This is a genomic window from Pseudomonas sp. MWU12-3103b (assembly GCF_023100615.1).
Lineage (GTDB): Bacteria > Pseudomonadota > Gammaproteobacteria > Pseudomonadales > Pseudomonadaceae > Aquipseudomonas > Aquipseudomonas putida_A.
The window spans coordinates 721,263-737,847 of record NZ_JALMEY010000001.1 but is presented as its reverse complement, the minus strand read 5'-3'; the positions used below and the strand labels follow the sequence as shown (position 1 = coordinate 737,847).

Genomic DNA, 16,585 nt, shown 5'->3' with positions numbered 1-16,585 from the left:
GGGAGCGAGCTTGCTCGCGAAGACGTCCGAACAGACACCCAGTATTCCAACGGTTGTTCCCCGGAGAACCGCAATGACCGACACCCCGCTGTCCCCCAGCGAATTCGAAGCCGCCCTGCGCGCCAAAGGCGCCTACTACCACATCTACCACCCATATCACGTGGCGATGTACGAAGGCCGTGCCACCCGCGAGCAGATTCAGGGCTGGGTCGCCAACCGCTTCTACTATCAGGTGAACATCCCCCTGAAAGACGCGGCGATCCTCGCCAATTGCCCGGATCGCGAGATTCGCCGGGAGTGGATTCAACGCCTGCTCGACCACGATGGTGCCCCCGGTGAAGACGGCGGCATTGAAGCCTGGCTGCGGCTCGGTCAGGCGGTCGGCCTCGACCCGGATCAACTGCGCTCCCAGGAACTGGTGCTGCCCGGCGTGCGTTTCGCCGTCGACGCCTACGTCAACTTCGCCCGCCGTGCCAGTTGGCAGGAAGCCGCCAGCAGCTCGCTGACCGAACTGTTCGCACCGCAGATCCACCAGTCGCGCCTCGACAGCTGGCCGCAGCATTACCCGTGGATCGACCCGGCCGGTTACGAATATTTCCGCACCCGCCTGGGTCAGGCGCGGCGCGATGTCGAGCATGGTCTGGCGATCACGCTCGAGCACTACAAGACCCGCGAGGGTCAGGAGCGCATGCTGGAAATTCTCCAGTTCAAACTGGACATTCTTTGGAGCATGCTCGATGCCATGAGCATGGCTTACGAACTGAACCGCCCGCCGTATCACAGTGTCACCGAGCAGCGGGTCTGGCACAAAGGAATCACCCTATGAGTTTTGATCGCAGCAAGATCCCGACCTGGCGTCCCGGCTACCGTTTCCAGTACGAACCGGCGCAAAAAGGCCACGTGCTGCTCTACCCCGAGGGCATGATCAAGCTCAACGACAGCGCCGCGCTGATCGGCGGTTTGATCGACGGTGAACGCGATGTCGCGGCGATCATCGCCAAACTCGACGAGCAGTTTCCCGGCGTGCCCGAGCTCGGTGAAGACATCGAGCAATTCATGGAGGTTGCCCGTGCGCAGCACTGGATCGAACTTGCCTGAAGCATCGGTGCAAGTACCGCCAAAATCTGAAGTCGGCCTGCCGCTGTGGTTGCTCGCCGAGCTGACCTACCGTTGCCCGTTGCAATGCCCGTACTGCTCCAATCCGCTGGATTTCGCCGAGCAGGGCAAAGAGCTGAGCACCGAGCAGTGGATCAAGGTCTTCCGCGAAGCGCGGGAGATGGGCGCGGCACAGCTGGGCTTTTCCGGTGGCGAACCGCTGGTGCGTCAGGACCTCGCCGAGCTGATCCGCGAAGCGCGGCAGTTGGGTTTCTACACCAACCTGATCACCTCCGGCATCGGCCTGACCGAGCAGAAGATCAGTGACTTCAAGAAGGCTGGTCTCGATCACATCCAGATCAGTTTCCAGGCCAGCGACGAGCAAGTGAACAACCTGCTCGCCGGCTCGAAGAAGGCTTTCGCGCAGAAGCTGGAAATGGCTCGGGCGGTGAAGGCCCACGGCTATCCGATGGTGCTGAACTTCGTCACCCATCGGCACAACATCGACAAGATCGACCGCATCATCGAGCTGTGTATTGCGCTCGAAGCGGACTTCGTCGAACTCGCCACCTGCCAGTTCTACGGCTGGGCACAGCTCAACCGTGTCGGCCTGTTGCCGACCAAAGAGCAACTGGTGCGCGCCGAACGCATCACCAACGAATACCGCGCCAAACTGGAAGCCGAAGGGCATCCGTGCAAGCTGATTTTCGTCACCCCGGACTACTACGAAGAACGCCCGAAAGCCTGCATGAACGGCTGGGGCAGCATCTTTCTGACGGTTACCCCGGACGGCACTGCCCTGCCCTGTCATGGCGCCCGACAGCTGCCGGTACAGTTTCCCAACGTGCGCGACCACAGCATGCAGCATATCTGGTACGACTCGTTCGGCTTCAACCGCTTTCGCGGTTACGACTGGATGCCCGAGCCATGCCGCTCCTGCGACGAGAAGGAACAGGACTTCGGCGGCTGCCGCTGTCAGGCGTTCATGCTCACGGGGGACGCGAGCAATGCCGACCCGGTGTGCAGCAAGTCCGACCATCACGGCGTGATTCTCAAGGCCCGCGAAGAAGCCGAGACCGCCACTCAGACCATCGAACAACTGGCCTTCCGTAATGAACGAAACTCACGCCTCATCGCCAAGGGCTGAGCCTTTCAGCGCCGCCCAGGCTGTCGCCGCCGGCATGGATTTCGCCGAACTGCAACTCGGTGCCCACGGTTTGTTCTGGAATGAATATCGCCCCGAAGATGCTGCGTGCCGGATCTGGCACTGGCGAGACGGCGCGGCGAAATGTCTGACGCCGGATGGTTTCAGCGTGCGCAGCCGGGTGTACGAATATGGCGGTGGCGCGTTTTGTCTGACGCCGGACGGGGTGGTTTTCGTCAATGAGGCGGATCAGCAGTTGTATCGGCAGACGCTGGATGGCGCGCCCGAGGTGCTGACTTCTGGCGAGTGTCGTTATGGCGATCTGCATTTTGCTTTCGGCCAGGTGCTGGCGGTGGAGGAACTGCGCGACCAGCATCGGCTGGTAGCGATTGATCTGGCTGATGGCACGCGGCATTTGCTGGCGGAAGGTGCTGACTTTTACGCTGCGCCGACCATCAGCCCGGACGGTTCGCGACTGGCCTGGATCGAGTGGAGTCGGCCGCATCAGCCTTGGACATCCACCCGATTGATGGTTGCCGAGCGTCTGGCTGAGGGTGGCTTCGGCGCACCGCATTGCGTGGCGGGGGCTGACCTTGAAGAGTCGATCCAGCAACCGCGATTTGACGCGAAAGGACGCCTGTTGTGCCTGACTGATCGCGGCGGATTCTGGCAGCCGTGGGGCGAAACGTCCGACGGTTTGCAGCGACTGCCCTGTGCCGAAGCCGATCATGCGCCCGCCCCGTGGCAGATGGGTGGCAGTACCTGGTTGCCGGTAGGCGATTCGTTTCTGGCAAGTTGGAGCGAAGGCGGTTTTGGTCGCCTGGCGCTCGACGGCGAAGACTTTACCGGCGACTACAGCCGCTTTCGGCATCTGGCGCTGGATCAGCAATTCATCTACTGCATCGCCGCTTCGCCGATCAGACCTTCTGCGGTGATCGCCATTGATCGCGCTACCCGCGAAGTGAATGTGCTGGCTGGCGGTGTGGCGCCTTTGCCGGCGGATTGCATCAGCCGTCCGCAGACCTTGCGCTACCCGAGCGGCAGCGGTGAGGCTCACGGCTTCTTTTATCCGGCGATGAACGATGAAGTGCGACAGCCACTGGTGGTGTTCATCCACGGCGGCCCGACCTCGGCCTGCTACCCGATGCTCGACCCGCGCATTCAGTACTGGACGCAACGCGGCTTCGCCGTCGCCGATCTCAACTATCGCGGCAGCAGCGGTTATGGCCGCGAATACCGTCAGACGTTGCATCTGAGTTGGGGTGAGGTGGATGTCGAGGATGCTTGCGCGGTGGTGGCGTATCTGGCCGAGCAAGGTCTGATCGACGGCGAGCGCGCGTTTATCCGCGGCGGCAGCGCCGGGGGTTACACCACGTTATGCGCGTTGGCGTTTCAGCAGGTGTTCCGCGCGGGCGCCAGCCTCTATGGCGTCAGCGACCCGGTGGCACTCGCCCGGGCGACCCACAAGTTTGAAGGTGATTATCTCGACTGGCTGATCGGCGATCCCGAACAGGATGCCGAGCGCTACGCCGCCCGCACGCCGCTACTGCATGCGAGCAACATCCGTGTGCCGGTGATTTTCTTCCAGGGTGAACTGGATGCGGTGGTGGTACCGCAACAGACCCGCGACATGGTCGCGGCGCTGGAGCAAAACGGCATCCCGGTCGAGGCGCATTACTACGCAGAGGAGCGCCATGGCTTTCGCCGGGCGGTGAATCAGGCGCATGCGTTGGAGCAGGAGTGGAAGTTTTATCGGCGGGTGATGGGGTTGGTGGACTGATCGCCGCCCCAATTCAAAATAGCGTCGTCCCATTCGCGAGCAGGCTCGCTCCCACATTGGATCTGTGTTGTGCACAAAATCACCTGTGGGAGCGAGCCTGCTCGCGAAAGCTATCTATCAGGTGCCGCTGAACTCAGCGCTTGGCGATGATGTACACCGCATGCACGATCCCCGGGATGTAACCGCACAGCGTCAGCAGAATGTTCAGCCAGAACGCCCCGCCGAACCCGACCTGCAGAAACACACCCAGTGGCGGCAACAGAATAGCGATGATGATACGAATGAAGTCCATGGGTCAGCTCCTGAATGGGGGTTGGCTCACATGAGCCATACAAGCTAATCGACCTGCGCCGTTCTTCAGGGTTCAGTGCAAACGCCATTTGATCGCCACCATCGGGCACAAAAAAACGCCCCACGCCAAAAGAATCAGGCGTGGGGCGTGCGTTATACCGCGAGACGGTTCTTCAAATCGGGTAGGAAACTTCAGCTCAGACGGCAATCCCTTTGCGGCATTGCAGTTGCGCGGTGCGCACTCGCGAGAAGGCGCGGGTCAGGCGCAGGAGCATTTCGTCGATGTTGGCCTTGCTGACAGTGAGTGCCGGGGTGAAACGCAGGCAGTTGGCTTGCGGCGCGTTGAGCAGTAGGCCTTCATGCAAGGCGGCTTTGACTACGGCATCGGCGGAATCCTCTGACAGGCTCAGTCCCCAGAACAGGCCTTGACCACGCAGTTCGCCATGCCCGTAGCGGTGTGCCAATCGAGCTAGACCTTCGCGCAGGTGCTGGCCGAGGTCTTTGACCTGCTCGAGAAATACCCGATCCTGCACGCTATCAAGCACCACCAGACCGGCCGCTGTCATCAGCGCGTTGCCGTGATGAGTGCCGCCCAGTTCACCGGCGTCAAAACAGCAGGCCTTGCCACGGGCCAACAACGCCGCCAGCGGAACGCCGCCGCCGAGGCCCTTGCCGAGCACAACGATATCGGCGCGCACGCCGTAGGACTGTTCGGCGAGCAATGTGCCGCAGCGCCCGATGCCGGTCTGCACTTCGTCGAGGATCAGCAAAATGCCCAATTCTCGGCACAGACGCTCGACGCCTTTGAGGTAATGCTCGGTGGCCGGAATCACCCCGGCATCGCTCTGGATCGGTTCGAGCATGATCGCCACGGTTTGCGCATCGACAGCCGCATGCAGCGCCGGCAAATCGTTGAACGGCACCAGATCGAAACCCGGCAGCAACGGCGCGAAACGGTTGTGCAGGTTGCAACTGTCCGAGGCGGAAATCGTCGCCAGGCTGCGGCCATGGCAACCCTGCTTCGCAACAATGATCCGCGAGGCGCCGCCACGATGCAGTTGGCCCCATTTGCGCGCCAGTTTGATCGCTGCCTCACAGGCCTCGCTGCCGCTGTTGAGCAGGTAAGCCTGATCGCTGGAGGTGCTGGCGCACAGGCGTTCGGCAAGGCTGAGCATGCCGCGGTTGTGCAGATTGAAACCGGGATTGATCAACGCCTGGGCCTGACTGGCGATGGCTTTGACCAGCGCCGAAGGGCTGTGGCCGAGGCTGTTGGCGCCGCCGGCCTGGGAGAAGTCGAGATAAGCGCGGTCGTTGCTGTCCCACAACCAGGATCCCTGGCCACGCACGAAGACCTGCGCCGGTCGCTCGACGCTGGGCATCAGTCGCTCGGCATTCAGGCTATCGCCTGCCTGGGGTGGACCGGCCTCGAAAGCGAGGTCATCGAGACTCGGCGCCTGACGCCGCAGACTGAACAGATTCATTGCAAAAAACCTCGCTTGAGGTTTTTTGAACCGCCTATGCAAACATTGTCGAAGCAAACGCTATTCATCGCGCTCTCTGGCCCTGTAAGCCTTGTGATTGCGGTTAGACTAGGCTCACTGACGGCTTCGGGCCATTTCGATTTACCAGCATTTTCGATAAGTATTACTTATGGATTTCAAACAACTGCGTTATTTCGTCGCGGTCTACGAAGAGGGCCATGTCGGTCGGGCCGCCGAACGCCTGTCGATTTCGCAACCGGCGCTGTCGCAGCAGATTCGTCAGCTCGAACAGAACCTCGACGTCACGCTGTTCGAACGCAGCAGCAAACGCCTGTTGCCGACCCTTGCCGCGCACACGCTGTACAACCACGCCGTGCCGCTGCTCGACGGTTTGCAGCGGGCGCGGGAAGCGCTGGGCAACTTCAAGGGCCAGGCCTTGCGCACTCTGGCGATTGGCGTGCTGCAAACCGTGCACACCAGCCTCGTGCCGCAAATGCTCGAACGGGTGCGCAAGGCGCAGCCCCATCTTGTGGTGCAGATCTATGAACTGACGGGGCTGGAGATCGAGCGCCGTTTGCTCAACGGCTCGCTGGACATCGGCATCAGCTACCTGCCGCCGCGCCAACCGGGGCTGCATGGCGTGATGCTGTACGAGGACGAACTGACGCTGGTCATACCGGCGGATCACCCGCTGCGTGAATTCAAGAAGGTCTCGATGCGGCAGGCAGCGGAATTGCCGATGTTGCTGCTGGGCGAAGAGTTTCAGATCCGGCAGATCTGGCAGGCGCAACTGACCAGCCTGGGTCGGCGCCCGCAAGTGCAGGCCGAGCTGAACAATATGCTGGGGATTCTCGACAGTCTGCCGCACACCAAACTGGCAACGGTGCTGCCCGGGCGCTCACAGAGGGAATACGACGAGCAGGATCTGCTGTGGAAGCCGTTGAGCGAACCACGGGTGCCGCTGAAGGTTGGGCTGGTGTGCCGCGATGTGCAACGCCAGCAGGCGTCTTTGACCTTGCTGCGCACATTGCTGGAAGAAGTGATTCAGCGTGAAGACAAACCGCTGAAAGCAGCGCCGCCACTGGATCCGCTGGCCTGAAAACTTTTCTGCAGGCAAAAGAAAACCCCGCCGAAGCGGGGCTTTGCAGACTGTTTCCCTGACATCCATTTCACTCCGCCACCCTGGCAGAATCCTACGTGTCCGTGTTGTTGCTTTGCGCTTCCTGCGCGACGTCCATGAGTTGTAGATTAGCTGTGGATCCAATCTTCGCCTATGGGAGAACAGCAGCACGTCATGTAAGAGAATGCTTACATGACGTTACATCATCAGAACTGCTCAGCATTCAGCAGGAACAGCGATTCGCTACCCGCCTTCACCGACGCGCTCAGCGAGTGGATACGCGGCAGCAGACGGGCGAAATAGAAGCGCGCGGTGCCTAGCTTGCTGGCGTAGAAATCGTCCTGCGCTTCTTTGCCCAGCGCGGCTTTCGCCATCAGTGCCCACATGTAGGCATAAGCGGTGTAGCCGAACGCTTGCAGATATTCGACCGAGGCTGCGCCGATTTCGTTCGGATTGGTTTTCGCCCGATCCAGCAGCCACGCCGTCAGCTCGTCGAGGGTGCTGACGGCATCGTTCAGCGGCTTGGTGAATTCGCCGAGGTCAGTGCTGGCGGTTGCGGTGAAGTGGCGGATCTCGTCAGCGAACAGCTTGTAGAACGCGCCGCCGCTGCCGACGATCTTGCGCCCGACCAGGTCCAGCGCCTGAATGCCGTTGGTGCCTTCGTAGATCTGCGTGATGCGCACGTCACGCACCAGTTGCTCCTGACCCCACTCGCGGATGTAGCCGTGGCCGCCGAAAATCTGCTGACCGTGGACGGTGGTTTCAAGGCCCAGGTCGGTGAGGAATGCCTTGGCCACCGGAGTTAGCAGTGCGACCAGGTCTTCTGCGCGCTTGCGGGTGGTCGCGTCTTCGCTGAACTTGGCGGTGTCGAGTTGCATCGCCACGTAGGTGGAGAAGGCGCGACCGCCCTCGTTCGAGGCTTTCATGGTCAGCAGCATGCGACGCACGTCCGGGTGGACGATGATCGGGTCGGCAACCTTGTCCTTGTTCTGCGCGCCGGTCGGCGAACGGCTCTGCAGACGATCGCGCGCATATTCGACGGCGTTCTGATAGGAACGCTCGCCGCTGGCCAGGCCTTGAATGCCGACGCCCAGACGTTCGTAGTTCATCATGGTGAACATCGCCGCCAGGCCCTTGTTCGGCTCGCCGACCAGATAGCCCACAGCTTCATCGAAGTTCATCACGCAGGTCGCGGACGCCTGGATGCCCATCTTGTGTTCGATCGAACCGCAGTTCGCCGGGTTGCGCGCGCCCAAGCTGCCATCGGCATTGACCATGAACTTCGGCACCAGGAACAGCGAAATGCCTTTCGGGCCAGCAGGTGCGTCCGGCAGTTTCGCCAGCACCAGGTGGATGATGTTCTCGGTCAGGTCGTGCTCACCGCCGGTGATGAAGATCTTGGTGCCGCTGACCTTGTAGGAACCGTCGGCCTGCGGTTCGGCCTTGGTGCGGATGATGCCCAGGTCGGTGCCGGCGTGCGGCTCGGTCAAGCACATGGAACCGGCCCAGATGCCGGCGTACATGTTCGGCAGGTAGGCGGCCTTCAGCTCTTCGCTGGCGTGGGCGTTGATCGACAGGCAGGCGCCGGCGGTCAGCATCGGGTACAGGCCGAACGACAGGCTGGCGGAGTTGACCATCTCTTCTACTTGAGCCGAAACAGCCTTGGGCATGCCCATGCCGCCGTAGGCCGGATCGCCACCGACACCGACCCAGCCGCCTTCAGCGTAAGTCTGATAGGCCTGTGGGAAACCGGCCGGGGTGCTGACGGCACCGTCCTTCCAGTGGCAGCCTTCTTCGTCGGCCGCACGGCTCAGTGGCGCGATGCTTTTGCTGGTGACCTTGCCGGCTTCTTCGAGAATGGCTTCTACGGTTTCTGCATCGACAGTCTCGGCCAAGGCCGGCAGTTCGGCCCAGAGTTTGGCGACTTCGAATACTTCATTGAGGACGAAGCGCATATCGCGCAGCGGCGCTTTGTAGTCAGCCATGGCAAACCTCGCAAGATCTAAACAGGTGATTCGTGGAAGAGTGTTTTCGTTGAGGCCGAGTGTACCTCAACAACTTTTGCGACACATAGGGTCAACCGGTGACTGATTTGTTATTTTTGGTCACCAGCATTCAGAGATAGAAGAAAGCCCGCAATCAGCGGGCTTTGAGTGATGACGTGTGGCTTGAGTCAGCCAGCGGCGCTGTCCATGCGCACCGCGCCGCGACGGTTCTGTCCGAACGCCATGACGCAGTTACGCCCGGCGCCCTTGGCGCTGTATAACGCCTGGTCGGCGGACTTGAGGACTTCTTCCGGCGTCCGTTGCTCGACCCGTTCGGCAACGCCAATACTGACCGTGACCGAGACACTGGAAGCACCGCTGCCGCTACGACGCTGACGACCTTGCTGATCGTCCTGCGGACGGCTCTCCTGATTGCGCAACTGGATGTTGTAGGAGGCAATCGACTCGCGGATGACTTCCAGGTGCGGCATGCACTCCTCGAGGGTTTTGCCCGCAAACACCAAGGCGAATTCTTCACCCCCATAGCGATACGCCCTACCGCCACCGCTGATTTTCGACAGCTTGCTGGCGACCAGCCGTAGCACTTGGTCACCGACGTCGTGACCGTGGGTGTCGTTGAATTTCTTGAAGTGATCGACGTCGCTCATCGCCAGCACATAGTTGCGCCCCAGGCGCTGCATCCGTTCATTGAGCGCACGACGCCCCGGCAGACCGGTGAGTTCATCGCGGAAGGCCATTTGATAGGCCTCATGCGCCACGGCAGCGGCAATCATCAGCATCACCTGACTGCACATGATGTTCAGGGTGAACGGCAGGATGAAAGTTTTCGGCAGCATCCAGAACACCCCGAGCAACCCGACCAGCTGCGCCGCGTGCAGCGGGCGCGGATTGCGCCAGTATTGCCAGGCCAGCAACAGGAACGCCGAGAGGAATACCGGATAGGACATCTGGATCAGGCTCATCCAGGCGCCGTGCAGCGCCGGCCAGCGGATTTCCGAGAGCCACATCAGCAGCGCCTGCGGATAACTTTGTTCAAGCCCCAAAGCAACACTGCCAAAGGCCAGCAACACGGCGAAGCGCGCGACCATGTCCTGGAACAAATGGGTACGTTCCTGCCACGCGGCGAACAGCCCGAACAGCAACGGCAGCAGTAGGCAGACCAGGTGGAACACCACGGCTGCGTCATCGCGCACTTTGCCATTGTCGCGGTAATAGTCGGTCTGGGTGTCGAGCAAAAAGTAGGCGATGTACACCGTGAGCATCAGAAACAGCTCGCGCTGACGTCGGTAAACCGCACAGTAAGCGCCGCCCAACAGCAGCACCAGGGTTGGCAGTACGTTGAACAGCGAAGTGAAGAACACGTTGAGGTCTTTGACGTACGCAGCCGCCAACCCCGCGAGCAACAACAGCAGTGAAGGTAGGAAATGGCTGAAACGTACAGCGGAAGAACGCGGCAAGGGTAAAGCTCCGACCCGTCATATCAAAGAGATGGCATTGTGCCTGCAATGTGGCCAGTTAAGCACACACAATGTGATCCAGATCACACGCAGTCTCTTTAACGGCAGAAAACCCGGGTTTCTGAGCGATTCAGCAACAAAAAAACCGCTGCCCCCAGAGGGAGCAACGGTTTTCGTCAGACCGCGTTGAGGCTTAGTAGCCGAGTGCGAAGTCTTCTTCTTTCATGTCCATCAGGTTGTTGGCGCCCGACAGCATGGTGGCCACGTGGGTACGGGTACGTGGCAGGATGCGCTGGAAGTAGAAGCGCGCGGTTTGCAGCTTGGCGGTGTAGAACGCGGCGTCGCCGGTGCCTTCTGCCAGCTTCTCGGCTGCCAGACGTGCCATGTCGGCCCAGAAGTAGGCCAGGCAGGCGTAACCGGAGTACATCAGGTAGTCCACGGAGGCCGCGCCAACTTCTTCGCGATCTTTCATGGCAGCCATACCGACCTTCATGGTCAGCTCGCCCCATTCCTTGTTCAGTGCAGCCAGCGGTGCAACGAATTCTTTGACGGCTTCGTTGCCTTCGTTGTTCTGGCAGAACTTGTGGACGATCTTGGTGAAGCCTTTCAGAGCCTCGCCTTGAGTCATCAGCACTTTACGGCCCAGCAGGTCGAGTGCCTGGATGCCGGTGGTGCCTTCGTACAGCATCGAAATGCGGCTGTCGCGAACGTTCTGCTCCATGCCCCACTCGGCGATGAAGCCGTGGCCACCGTAGATCTGCACGCCGTGGTTGGCGGCTTCGAAACCGACTTCGGTCATGAACGCCTTGGCGATCGGCGTCATGAACGCCAGCAGTGCGTCGGCTTTCTTCTTCTCTTCTTCGTCGACGCCGTATTTGACGATGTCGACCTGCTTGGCGGTGAAGTACACCATCGCGCGGTTGCCTTCGGCGAAGGCCTTCATGGTCAGCAGCATGCGACGTACGTCAGGGTGCACGATGATCGGGTCAGCGGCCTTGTCCGGCGCTTTCGGGCCAGTCAGGGAGCGCATTTGCAGACGATCGCGAGCGTATTTCAGGCCACCCTGGAAGCCGATCTCGGCGTGGGCCAGACCTTGCAGCGCGGTACCCAGACGTGCGGTGTTCATGAAGGTGAACATGCAGTTCAGGCCTTTGTTCGCCGGGCCGATCAGGAAACCGGTGGCGCCGTCGAAGTTCATCACGCAGGTGGCGTTGCCGTGGATGCCCATCTTGTGTTCCAGCGAACCGCAGCTCACTGCGTTGCGCGCACCGAGGGTGCCATCGGCGTTCGGCAGGAATTTTGGAACGATGAACAGGGAAATGCCTTTGGTGCCAGCCGGAGCATCCGGCAGGCGGGCCAGTACGATGTGGACGATGTTGTCGGCCATGTCGTGTTCACCGGCCGAGATGAAGATCTTGGTCCCGGAAACCTTGTAGGAGCCATCAGCCTGAGGCTCGGCCTTGGTGCGCAGCATGCCCAGGTCGGTGCCGCAGTGCGGTTCGGTCAGGCACATGGTGCCGGTCCACTCGCCGGAAACCAGTTTGGTCAAATAGGCTTCTTGCTGCTCAGGGGTGCCGTGCTCGGAGATGGTGTTCATCGCGCCGTGGGACAGGCCTGGGTACATGCCCCACGACCAGTTGGCTTCACCGACCATTTCGCTCACAGCCAGACCCAGCGACTCTGGAAGGCCTTGACCACCGTGCTCGACGTCGTGCGCCAGGCTTGGCCAGCCGCCTTCGACGAATTGCTTGTAGGCCTCTTTAAAGCCAGTCGGGGTTTTCACACCGGACTCGCTCCAGGTGCAGCCTTCGAGGTCGCCCACGCGGTTCAGCGGTGCCAGTACCTGCTCACAAAACTTGGCGCCTTCTTCAAGAATGGCGTCAACCATGTCCGGCGTTGCTTCGGAGCAAGCTGGAAGGCTCTGATAGTGCGCTTCGTAGCCGAGCAGTTCGTCACGAACGAAGCGAATATCACGCAAGGGGGCCTTGTAGTCAGGCATAGCGATAAACCTCTGCTGATGTAACCGGGAATGAACGACCGCGTTGATTTGTTGTGACGGTCAAACAGTTGTTTGAAACATACGTTTACGCCGAAATCTTGTCAAGCGTCGATCTTTTGCCGTTCGTCATGACTTTTTTCAAATGCCGGACACGGCAAACTGCCATGGACTGCAAAGCGCCACGGGCAATGAAAAAAGATTAGTTGAGGGAGAAGGACTTACAACGAAAAACGCCGCGACGAGGCGCGGCGTTCAGCAGGCAGGAGACACGAAAAATCAGGCAAACGTATCGATGATCGTACCGAGCATTTCATCGGAAGCCTTGGCGACCTTGGTGCCCAGCTCTACCTGAAACTTGCCTTGGGCCATTTCGGCCATGGCGCTGCCCGGATCCATTTGCTGACTGCGGTCGATACCGCGCAGACGATCGACCTGCGCCTCGGAAGACTGGCTGGTGACCGAACGCTCGATGGTGTTGTTGGCGATCTGGCTGGCCGCCTGATCGACACGGTTCTGACCGGTCTGAATCGTGCTCAAACCCGCATAAAAAGCTGTGTTACCGGAGATTTCCATGGGAGTTCTCATCCTTGGGAAGGATCAATGACTGCCATTGAAGCAGAGGCGCCAGAAAAACACCCGTCAAAAATACTGATGGCACAGTGCCTTGTCATAGCCAAAAACATTAATCCAGCAGATCGAGTTGCAGATGATCAGCCACCGCCTCGGCGCTAAGCGACTTCAGTTTCGGTACCCGCCCCAGACAAGGCGCGGGAATCCGCTCGGCCAGCGTCGCCAGATTCTCTTCCAGACGCGAGGTTTTCGGATCAATGATATTCGCCACCCAACCGGCCAGTTGCAGGCCATCGCGGGCAATCGCCTCGGCCGTCAGCAACGCATGACTGATGCAGCCCAGGCGCACACCCACCACCAGAATCACCGGCAGCTTCAACGCGATGGCCAGATCCGACAGATTGTCCTGATCGGCCAACGGCACCCGCCAGCCACCCGCCCCTTCGATCAACGTGAAATCGGCATTCAGCGCCAGAATTTCGCGCATCGGCGCCAGCAGCGATTGCACGGTCAGCGCGACGCCGGCCTCACGCGCGGCCAGATGCGGCGCGATGGCCGGCTCGAATGCCACCGGATTGACCTGTTGATAAGTCAACGGCACCGAACATTCCGCCAGCAGCGCCAGCGCATCGGCATTCCGCAAACCCTTGGGCGTTACCTCGCAACCCGAAGCCACCGGTTTCCCCGCCGCCGTACTCAGCCCTGCCGAGCGCGCAGCATGCAGCAACCCGGCAGCCACGGTGGTCTTGCCGACATCGGTGTCAGTCCCGGTGATGAAATAGGCTGCGCTCATAAGGGTTTCTCCAACACGGCGTAGACCACCTGGTAAGTCGCCGGCAATCCCTGCGCCTCACGGAACTGCTCGTAAGCCTCGATCAAGCCGAGAATCCGCGCGCGCCCGGTCAAGCCACCCGGCCGGCCAGGGTTCAGATTATGCGCGCCGAGTGCCTTGAGTTCGTGAGTCAGGCTGCGCACATCCGGGTAGTGCAACACATGCGCCTGATTCTGCAGACTCACCGTACGCAAGCCACTGGCGGCACACAACTGCTCATACCGGGCGAATTCGCGGAAGCGGTTGACGTGCACCAGACCATCGACCTGCCGCCAACTGTCCCGTAACTCGTACAACGTCCCTACACAAAGACTAGCAAACGCAAAAATCCCACCGGGTTTCAGTACGCGAAAAGCCTCACTGAGCACCGACTCGAAGTCCGCGCACCACTGCACCGCGAGGCTGGAAAAAATCAGCTCACACATCGAATCCTGCAACGGCAGACGCTCCGCATCACCCGCGATGAAATGCTGAGCGCCGCCCAATGGTCGTGCGTGATTGAGCATGCCCTCGGCGATATCCAGCGCCAGCCCCTGACCGTCGACATATCGCTCGGCCAATGCGCGAGTGAAATAGCCGGTGCCGCAGCCCAGATCCAGCCAGGTTGACGGCAGAAAACTTGCCGGCAAACGCTGCAGCAACTGTGAACCGACGTCGCGCTGCAACTCGGCAACGCTGTCGTAGCTGGCCGCCGCACGAGAAAAAGACGCCGCGACCTGGCGCTTGTCAGGCAAGCCGCCAGGCAGCGCAACAAGAGACAAATCAGTCATCACCGCACTCGTGTAGAAAAGCCTGGATCGCACCCGCCACGCCATGGGGGTCTTCCAGAAGAAACGCATGACTGGCCTGTTCGATCAGACCAATTTCGATATCCGGCAACAGGGCGAACAACGCCCCCGCCGCTTCCGCAGGCACCAGGCCGTCCTGCCCGGCGAACAGGTGCAATTGCGGGCCGCGAAACGCCTGCAACGCTTCCCGGGTATCCAGCTGTGCGAGCAATTCCAGCCCGGCCATCAAGATCTCGGCCGCCGCATTCGGCGCACCGCCGAGCATCAGCCGCGACATGCCGCGCGGGTCTTGCGCGCCCTGGGCACACAACAACGAGAACCGTTTGAGGGTCATCCGCGGGTCGGTCTGGCAGCTGGCGAGAAATGCATCGAACGTCTCGCCCGGCATCGCACTCGGCCAATGCTCATGGGCGACAAATGAAGGATTGCTCGCCAGCGTCAGCAGACCGCAGCAACGCTCGCCGCGCCGTGCTGCCAGTTCAGAGGCAAGCATGCCACCCAGCGACCAACCGCCCAGCCACACGTCTTGAGGAATACGTTCATCGAGTTCGTCGAGCCAGTCCTGCAAGTCGCTGGAATCGAGCTCCGGCAACGGCTCGATCTCGACATGCAGATGCTCGTCGAGCCCTTGCAATGCCACGGCCAAGGGCTCCAGCGGCGAAACGCCGAGGCCCCAGCCGGGCAGCAGAATCAGGCGATCACGCATGGCTTGGCTCCGGCGGCAGTTGGGCAAAGCAATCGGCCAGTCCTTCTAACAATAGCTGCACCTGCGCCTCGCTGTGAGCGGCGGTCAGGGTCACGCGCAGGCGTGCACTTCCTGCCGGGACGGTAGGCGGACGGATTGCCGTGACCATCAAGCCACGTTCGCGCAGCAGCTGCGACAGGCGCATGGCTCGACCGGCGTCGCCGATCAGGATCGGCTGGATCGGGGTGAAGCTGTCCATCAGCTGCAGACCGATCTGCTCGGCCCCTCGACGAAATTGGCGGATCAGCAGGTTAAGGTGCTCACGTCGCCAATGCTCGGTGCGCAGTAATTCCAGACTTTTCAGGGTCGCGCAGGCCAGCGCTGGCGGCTGGCTGGTGGTGTAGATGTAGGGCCGGGCGAACTGGATCAGGCTTTCGATCAGCTCTTCACTGCCAGCGACGAAAGCACCCGCCGTGCCGAACGCCTTGCCGAGGGTGCCTACCAGCACCGGCACATCCTCCTGACTCAGACCAAAATGCTCGACGATCCCGCCGCCATTGGCGCCGAGCGGGCCGAAGCCATGGGCATCGTCGACCATCAACCACGCGCCTTTGGCCTTCGCCTCACGCGCCAGCGCCGGCAGATCGGCGAGATCGCCGTCCATGCTGAACACGCCGTCGGTGACCACCAGCGTGTTGCCGGTGGCTTTCTCCAGGCGCTTGGCCAGGCTGTCGGCGTCGTTGTGCAGATAACGATTGAAACGCGCGCCGGACAACAGACCGGCATCCAGCAACGAGGCGTGATTGAGGCGATCTTCCAGCACCGTATCGCCCTGCCCGACCAGCGCCGTGACCGCGCCGAGATTGGCCATGTAGCCGGTGGTGAACAGCAACGCACGCGGCCGGCCGGTGAGATCGGCGAGGGCTTCTTCCAGTGCGTGATGCGGGCCGCTGTGGCCGATCACCAGATGCGACGCTCCGCCACCGACGCCCCAGCGCTCGGCACCGGCGCGCCAGGCTTCGATCACCTGCGGGTGATTTGCCAGACCGAGGTAGTCATTGTTACAGAACGCCAGCAACGGCTGCCCGTCAACCACCACTTCAGGCCCCTGCGGGGACTCGAGCAACGGACGCTGGCGATAAAGATTTTCGGCACGGCGGGCAGCAAGGCGTGCGGCGAGATCGAAAGACATGCAGGCCTCGACTTTCAATTGACACAGATTCCCTGTGGGAGCGGGCTTGCTCGCGAAGGCGGTCTGACATTCAACGGTAATGTCGACTGCACTGACGCTTTCGCGAGCAAGCTCGCTCCCACAGGGGTTTTGCATTCCTTCAGAG

Annotated in this window: 15 protein-coding genes; 5 read left to right on the top strand and 10 right to left on the bottom strand. The window is 61.0% G+C overall.

Annotated features, from left to right (window positions below):
- The first annotated feature begins 73 nt into the window (after nt 1–73).
- From pqqC to M0808_RS03350, 4 genes are read left to right on the top strand one after another with little or no spacing between them, the layout of a single operon-like run.
- Nucleotides 74–826, top strand: coding sequence for a pyrroloquinoline-quinone synthase PqqC (pqqC, locus tag M0808_RS03365; RefSeq protein WP_096796665.1), 753 nt, complete (start codon nt 74–76; stop codon nt 824–826).
- Nucleotides 823–1,098 carry a pyrroloquinoline quinone biosynthesis peptide chaperone PqqD gene (gene pqqD, locus M0808_RS03360; protein ID WP_003228880.1) on the top strand — a complete coding sequence of 92 codons (276 nt, stop codon included), beginning with the start codon at nt 823–825 and terminating at the stop codon, nt 1,096–1,098. The genes pqqC and pqqD overlap by 4 nt, the downstream gene beginning before the upstream one ends.
- Nucleotides 1,070–2,242, top strand: coding sequence for a pyrroloquinoline quinone biosynthesis protein PqqE (gene pqqE / locus M0808_RS03355; protein WP_115988763.1), 1,173 nt, complete (start codon nt 1,070–1,072; stop codon nt 2,240–2,242). Before pqqD ends, pqqE begins: the two co-directional genes overlap by 29 nt.
- The gene (locus M0808_RS03350; protein WP_247839897.1) at nt 2,208–4,019 is read left to right on the top strand and encodes a S9 family peptidase; all 1,812 of its coding nucleotides are present in this window, start codon (nt 2,208–2,210) and stop codon (nt 4,017–4,019) included. Before pqqE ends, M0808_RS03350 begins: the two co-directional genes overlap by 35 nt.
- A 133-nt stretch (nt 4,020–4,152) precedes the next feature.
- On the opposite strand, the gene M0808_RS03345 is transcribed toward M0808_RS03350, so the two are convergent.
- Nucleotides 4,153–4,311: a YqaE/Pmp3 family membrane protein gene (locus M0808_RS03345; protein WP_003228885.1), complete on the bottom strand. Its 159-nt coding sequence runs from the start codon at nt 4,309–4,311 to the stop codon at nt 4,153–4,155.
- A 196-nt stretch (nt 4,312–4,507) separates the two neighbouring features.
- Nucleotides 4,508–5,791 carry an aminotransferase class III-fold pyridoxal phosphate-dependent enzyme gene (locus tag M0808_RS03340; RefSeq protein WP_247839895.1) on the bottom strand — a complete coding sequence of 428 codons (1,284 nt, stop codon included), beginning with the start codon at nt 5,789–5,791 and terminating at the stop codon, nt 4,508–4,510.
- A gap of 169 nt (nt 5,792–5,960) precedes the next feature.
- Here M0808_RS03340 and M0808_RS03335 point away from each other — a divergent pair, with 169 nt between their 5' ends.
- Nucleotides 5,961–6,890 carry a LysR family transcriptional regulator gene (locus tag M0808_RS03335; protein WP_247839893.1) on the top strand — a complete coding sequence of 310 codons (930 nt, stop codon included), beginning with the start codon at nt 5,961–5,963 and terminating at the stop codon, nt 6,888–6,890.
- Between the two features lie 227 nt (nt 6,891–7,117).
- On the opposite strand, the gene M0808_RS03330 is transcribed toward M0808_RS03335, so the two are convergent.
- From M0808_RS03330 to bioF, 8 genes are all read right to left on the bottom strand, one after another.
- On the bottom strand, nt 7,118–8,896 hold the full coding sequence (locus M0808_RS03330; protein WP_247839891.1) for an acyl-CoA dehydrogenase C-terminal domain-containing protein: 1,779 nt from the start codon (nt 8,894–8,896) through the stop codon (nt 7,118–7,120).
- A 188-nt stretch (nt 8,897–9,084) separates the two neighbouring features.
- Entirely contained in the window at nt 9,085–10,374 is a 1,290-nt protein-coding gene (locus tag M0808_RS03325) for a GGDEF domain-containing protein (protein ID WP_202370965.1), read from the bottom strand.
- 193 nt (nt 10,375–10,567) lie between these two features.
- Entirely contained in the window at nt 10,568–12,373 is a 1,806-nt protein-coding gene (locus M0808_RS03320) for a phenylacyl-CoA dehydrogenase (RefSeq protein ID WP_027610694.1), read from the bottom strand.
- A gap of 276 nt (nt 12,374–12,649) precedes the next feature.
- Nucleotides 12,650–12,946 (bottom strand): hypothetical protein, encoded by a 297-nt coding sequence (locus tag M0808_RS03315; RefSeq protein ID WP_003228898.1) that lies wholly within the window; start codon nt 12,944–12,946, stop codon nt 12,650–12,652.
- Nucleotides 12,947–13,055: 109 nt separating this feature from the next.
- Nucleotides 13,056–13,736, bottom strand: a complete 681-nt coding sequence (bioD, locus tag M0808_RS03310; RefSeq protein ID WP_098965936.1) for a dethiobiotin synthase — start codon at nt 13,734–13,736, stop codon at nt 13,056–13,058.
- Nucleotides 13,733–14,545 (bottom strand): malonyl-ACP O-methyltransferase BioC, encoded by an 813-nt coding sequence (bioC, locus tag M0808_RS03305; RefSeq protein ID WP_247839890.1) that lies wholly within the window; start codon nt 14,543–14,545, stop codon nt 13,733–13,735. The genes bioD and bioC overlap by 4 nt, the downstream gene beginning before the upstream one ends.
- Nucleotides 14,538–15,269 carry an alpha/beta fold hydrolase gene (locus M0808_RS03300; protein WP_247839888.1) on the bottom strand — a complete coding sequence of 244 codons (732 nt, stop codon included), beginning with the start codon at nt 15,267–15,269 and terminating at the stop codon, nt 14,538–14,540. Before M0808_RS03300 ends, bioC begins: the two co-directional genes overlap by 8 nt.
- The gene (gene bioF, locus M0808_RS03295) at nt 15,262–16,440 is read right to left on the bottom strand and encodes an 8-amino-7-oxononanoate synthase (RefSeq protein ID WP_247839886.1); all 1,179 of its coding nucleotides are present in this window, start codon (nt 16,438–16,440) and stop codon (nt 15,262–15,264) included. Before bioF ends, M0808_RS03300 begins: the two co-directional genes overlap by 8 nt.
- Between the last annotated feature and the right edge of the window lie 145 nt (nt 16,441–16,585).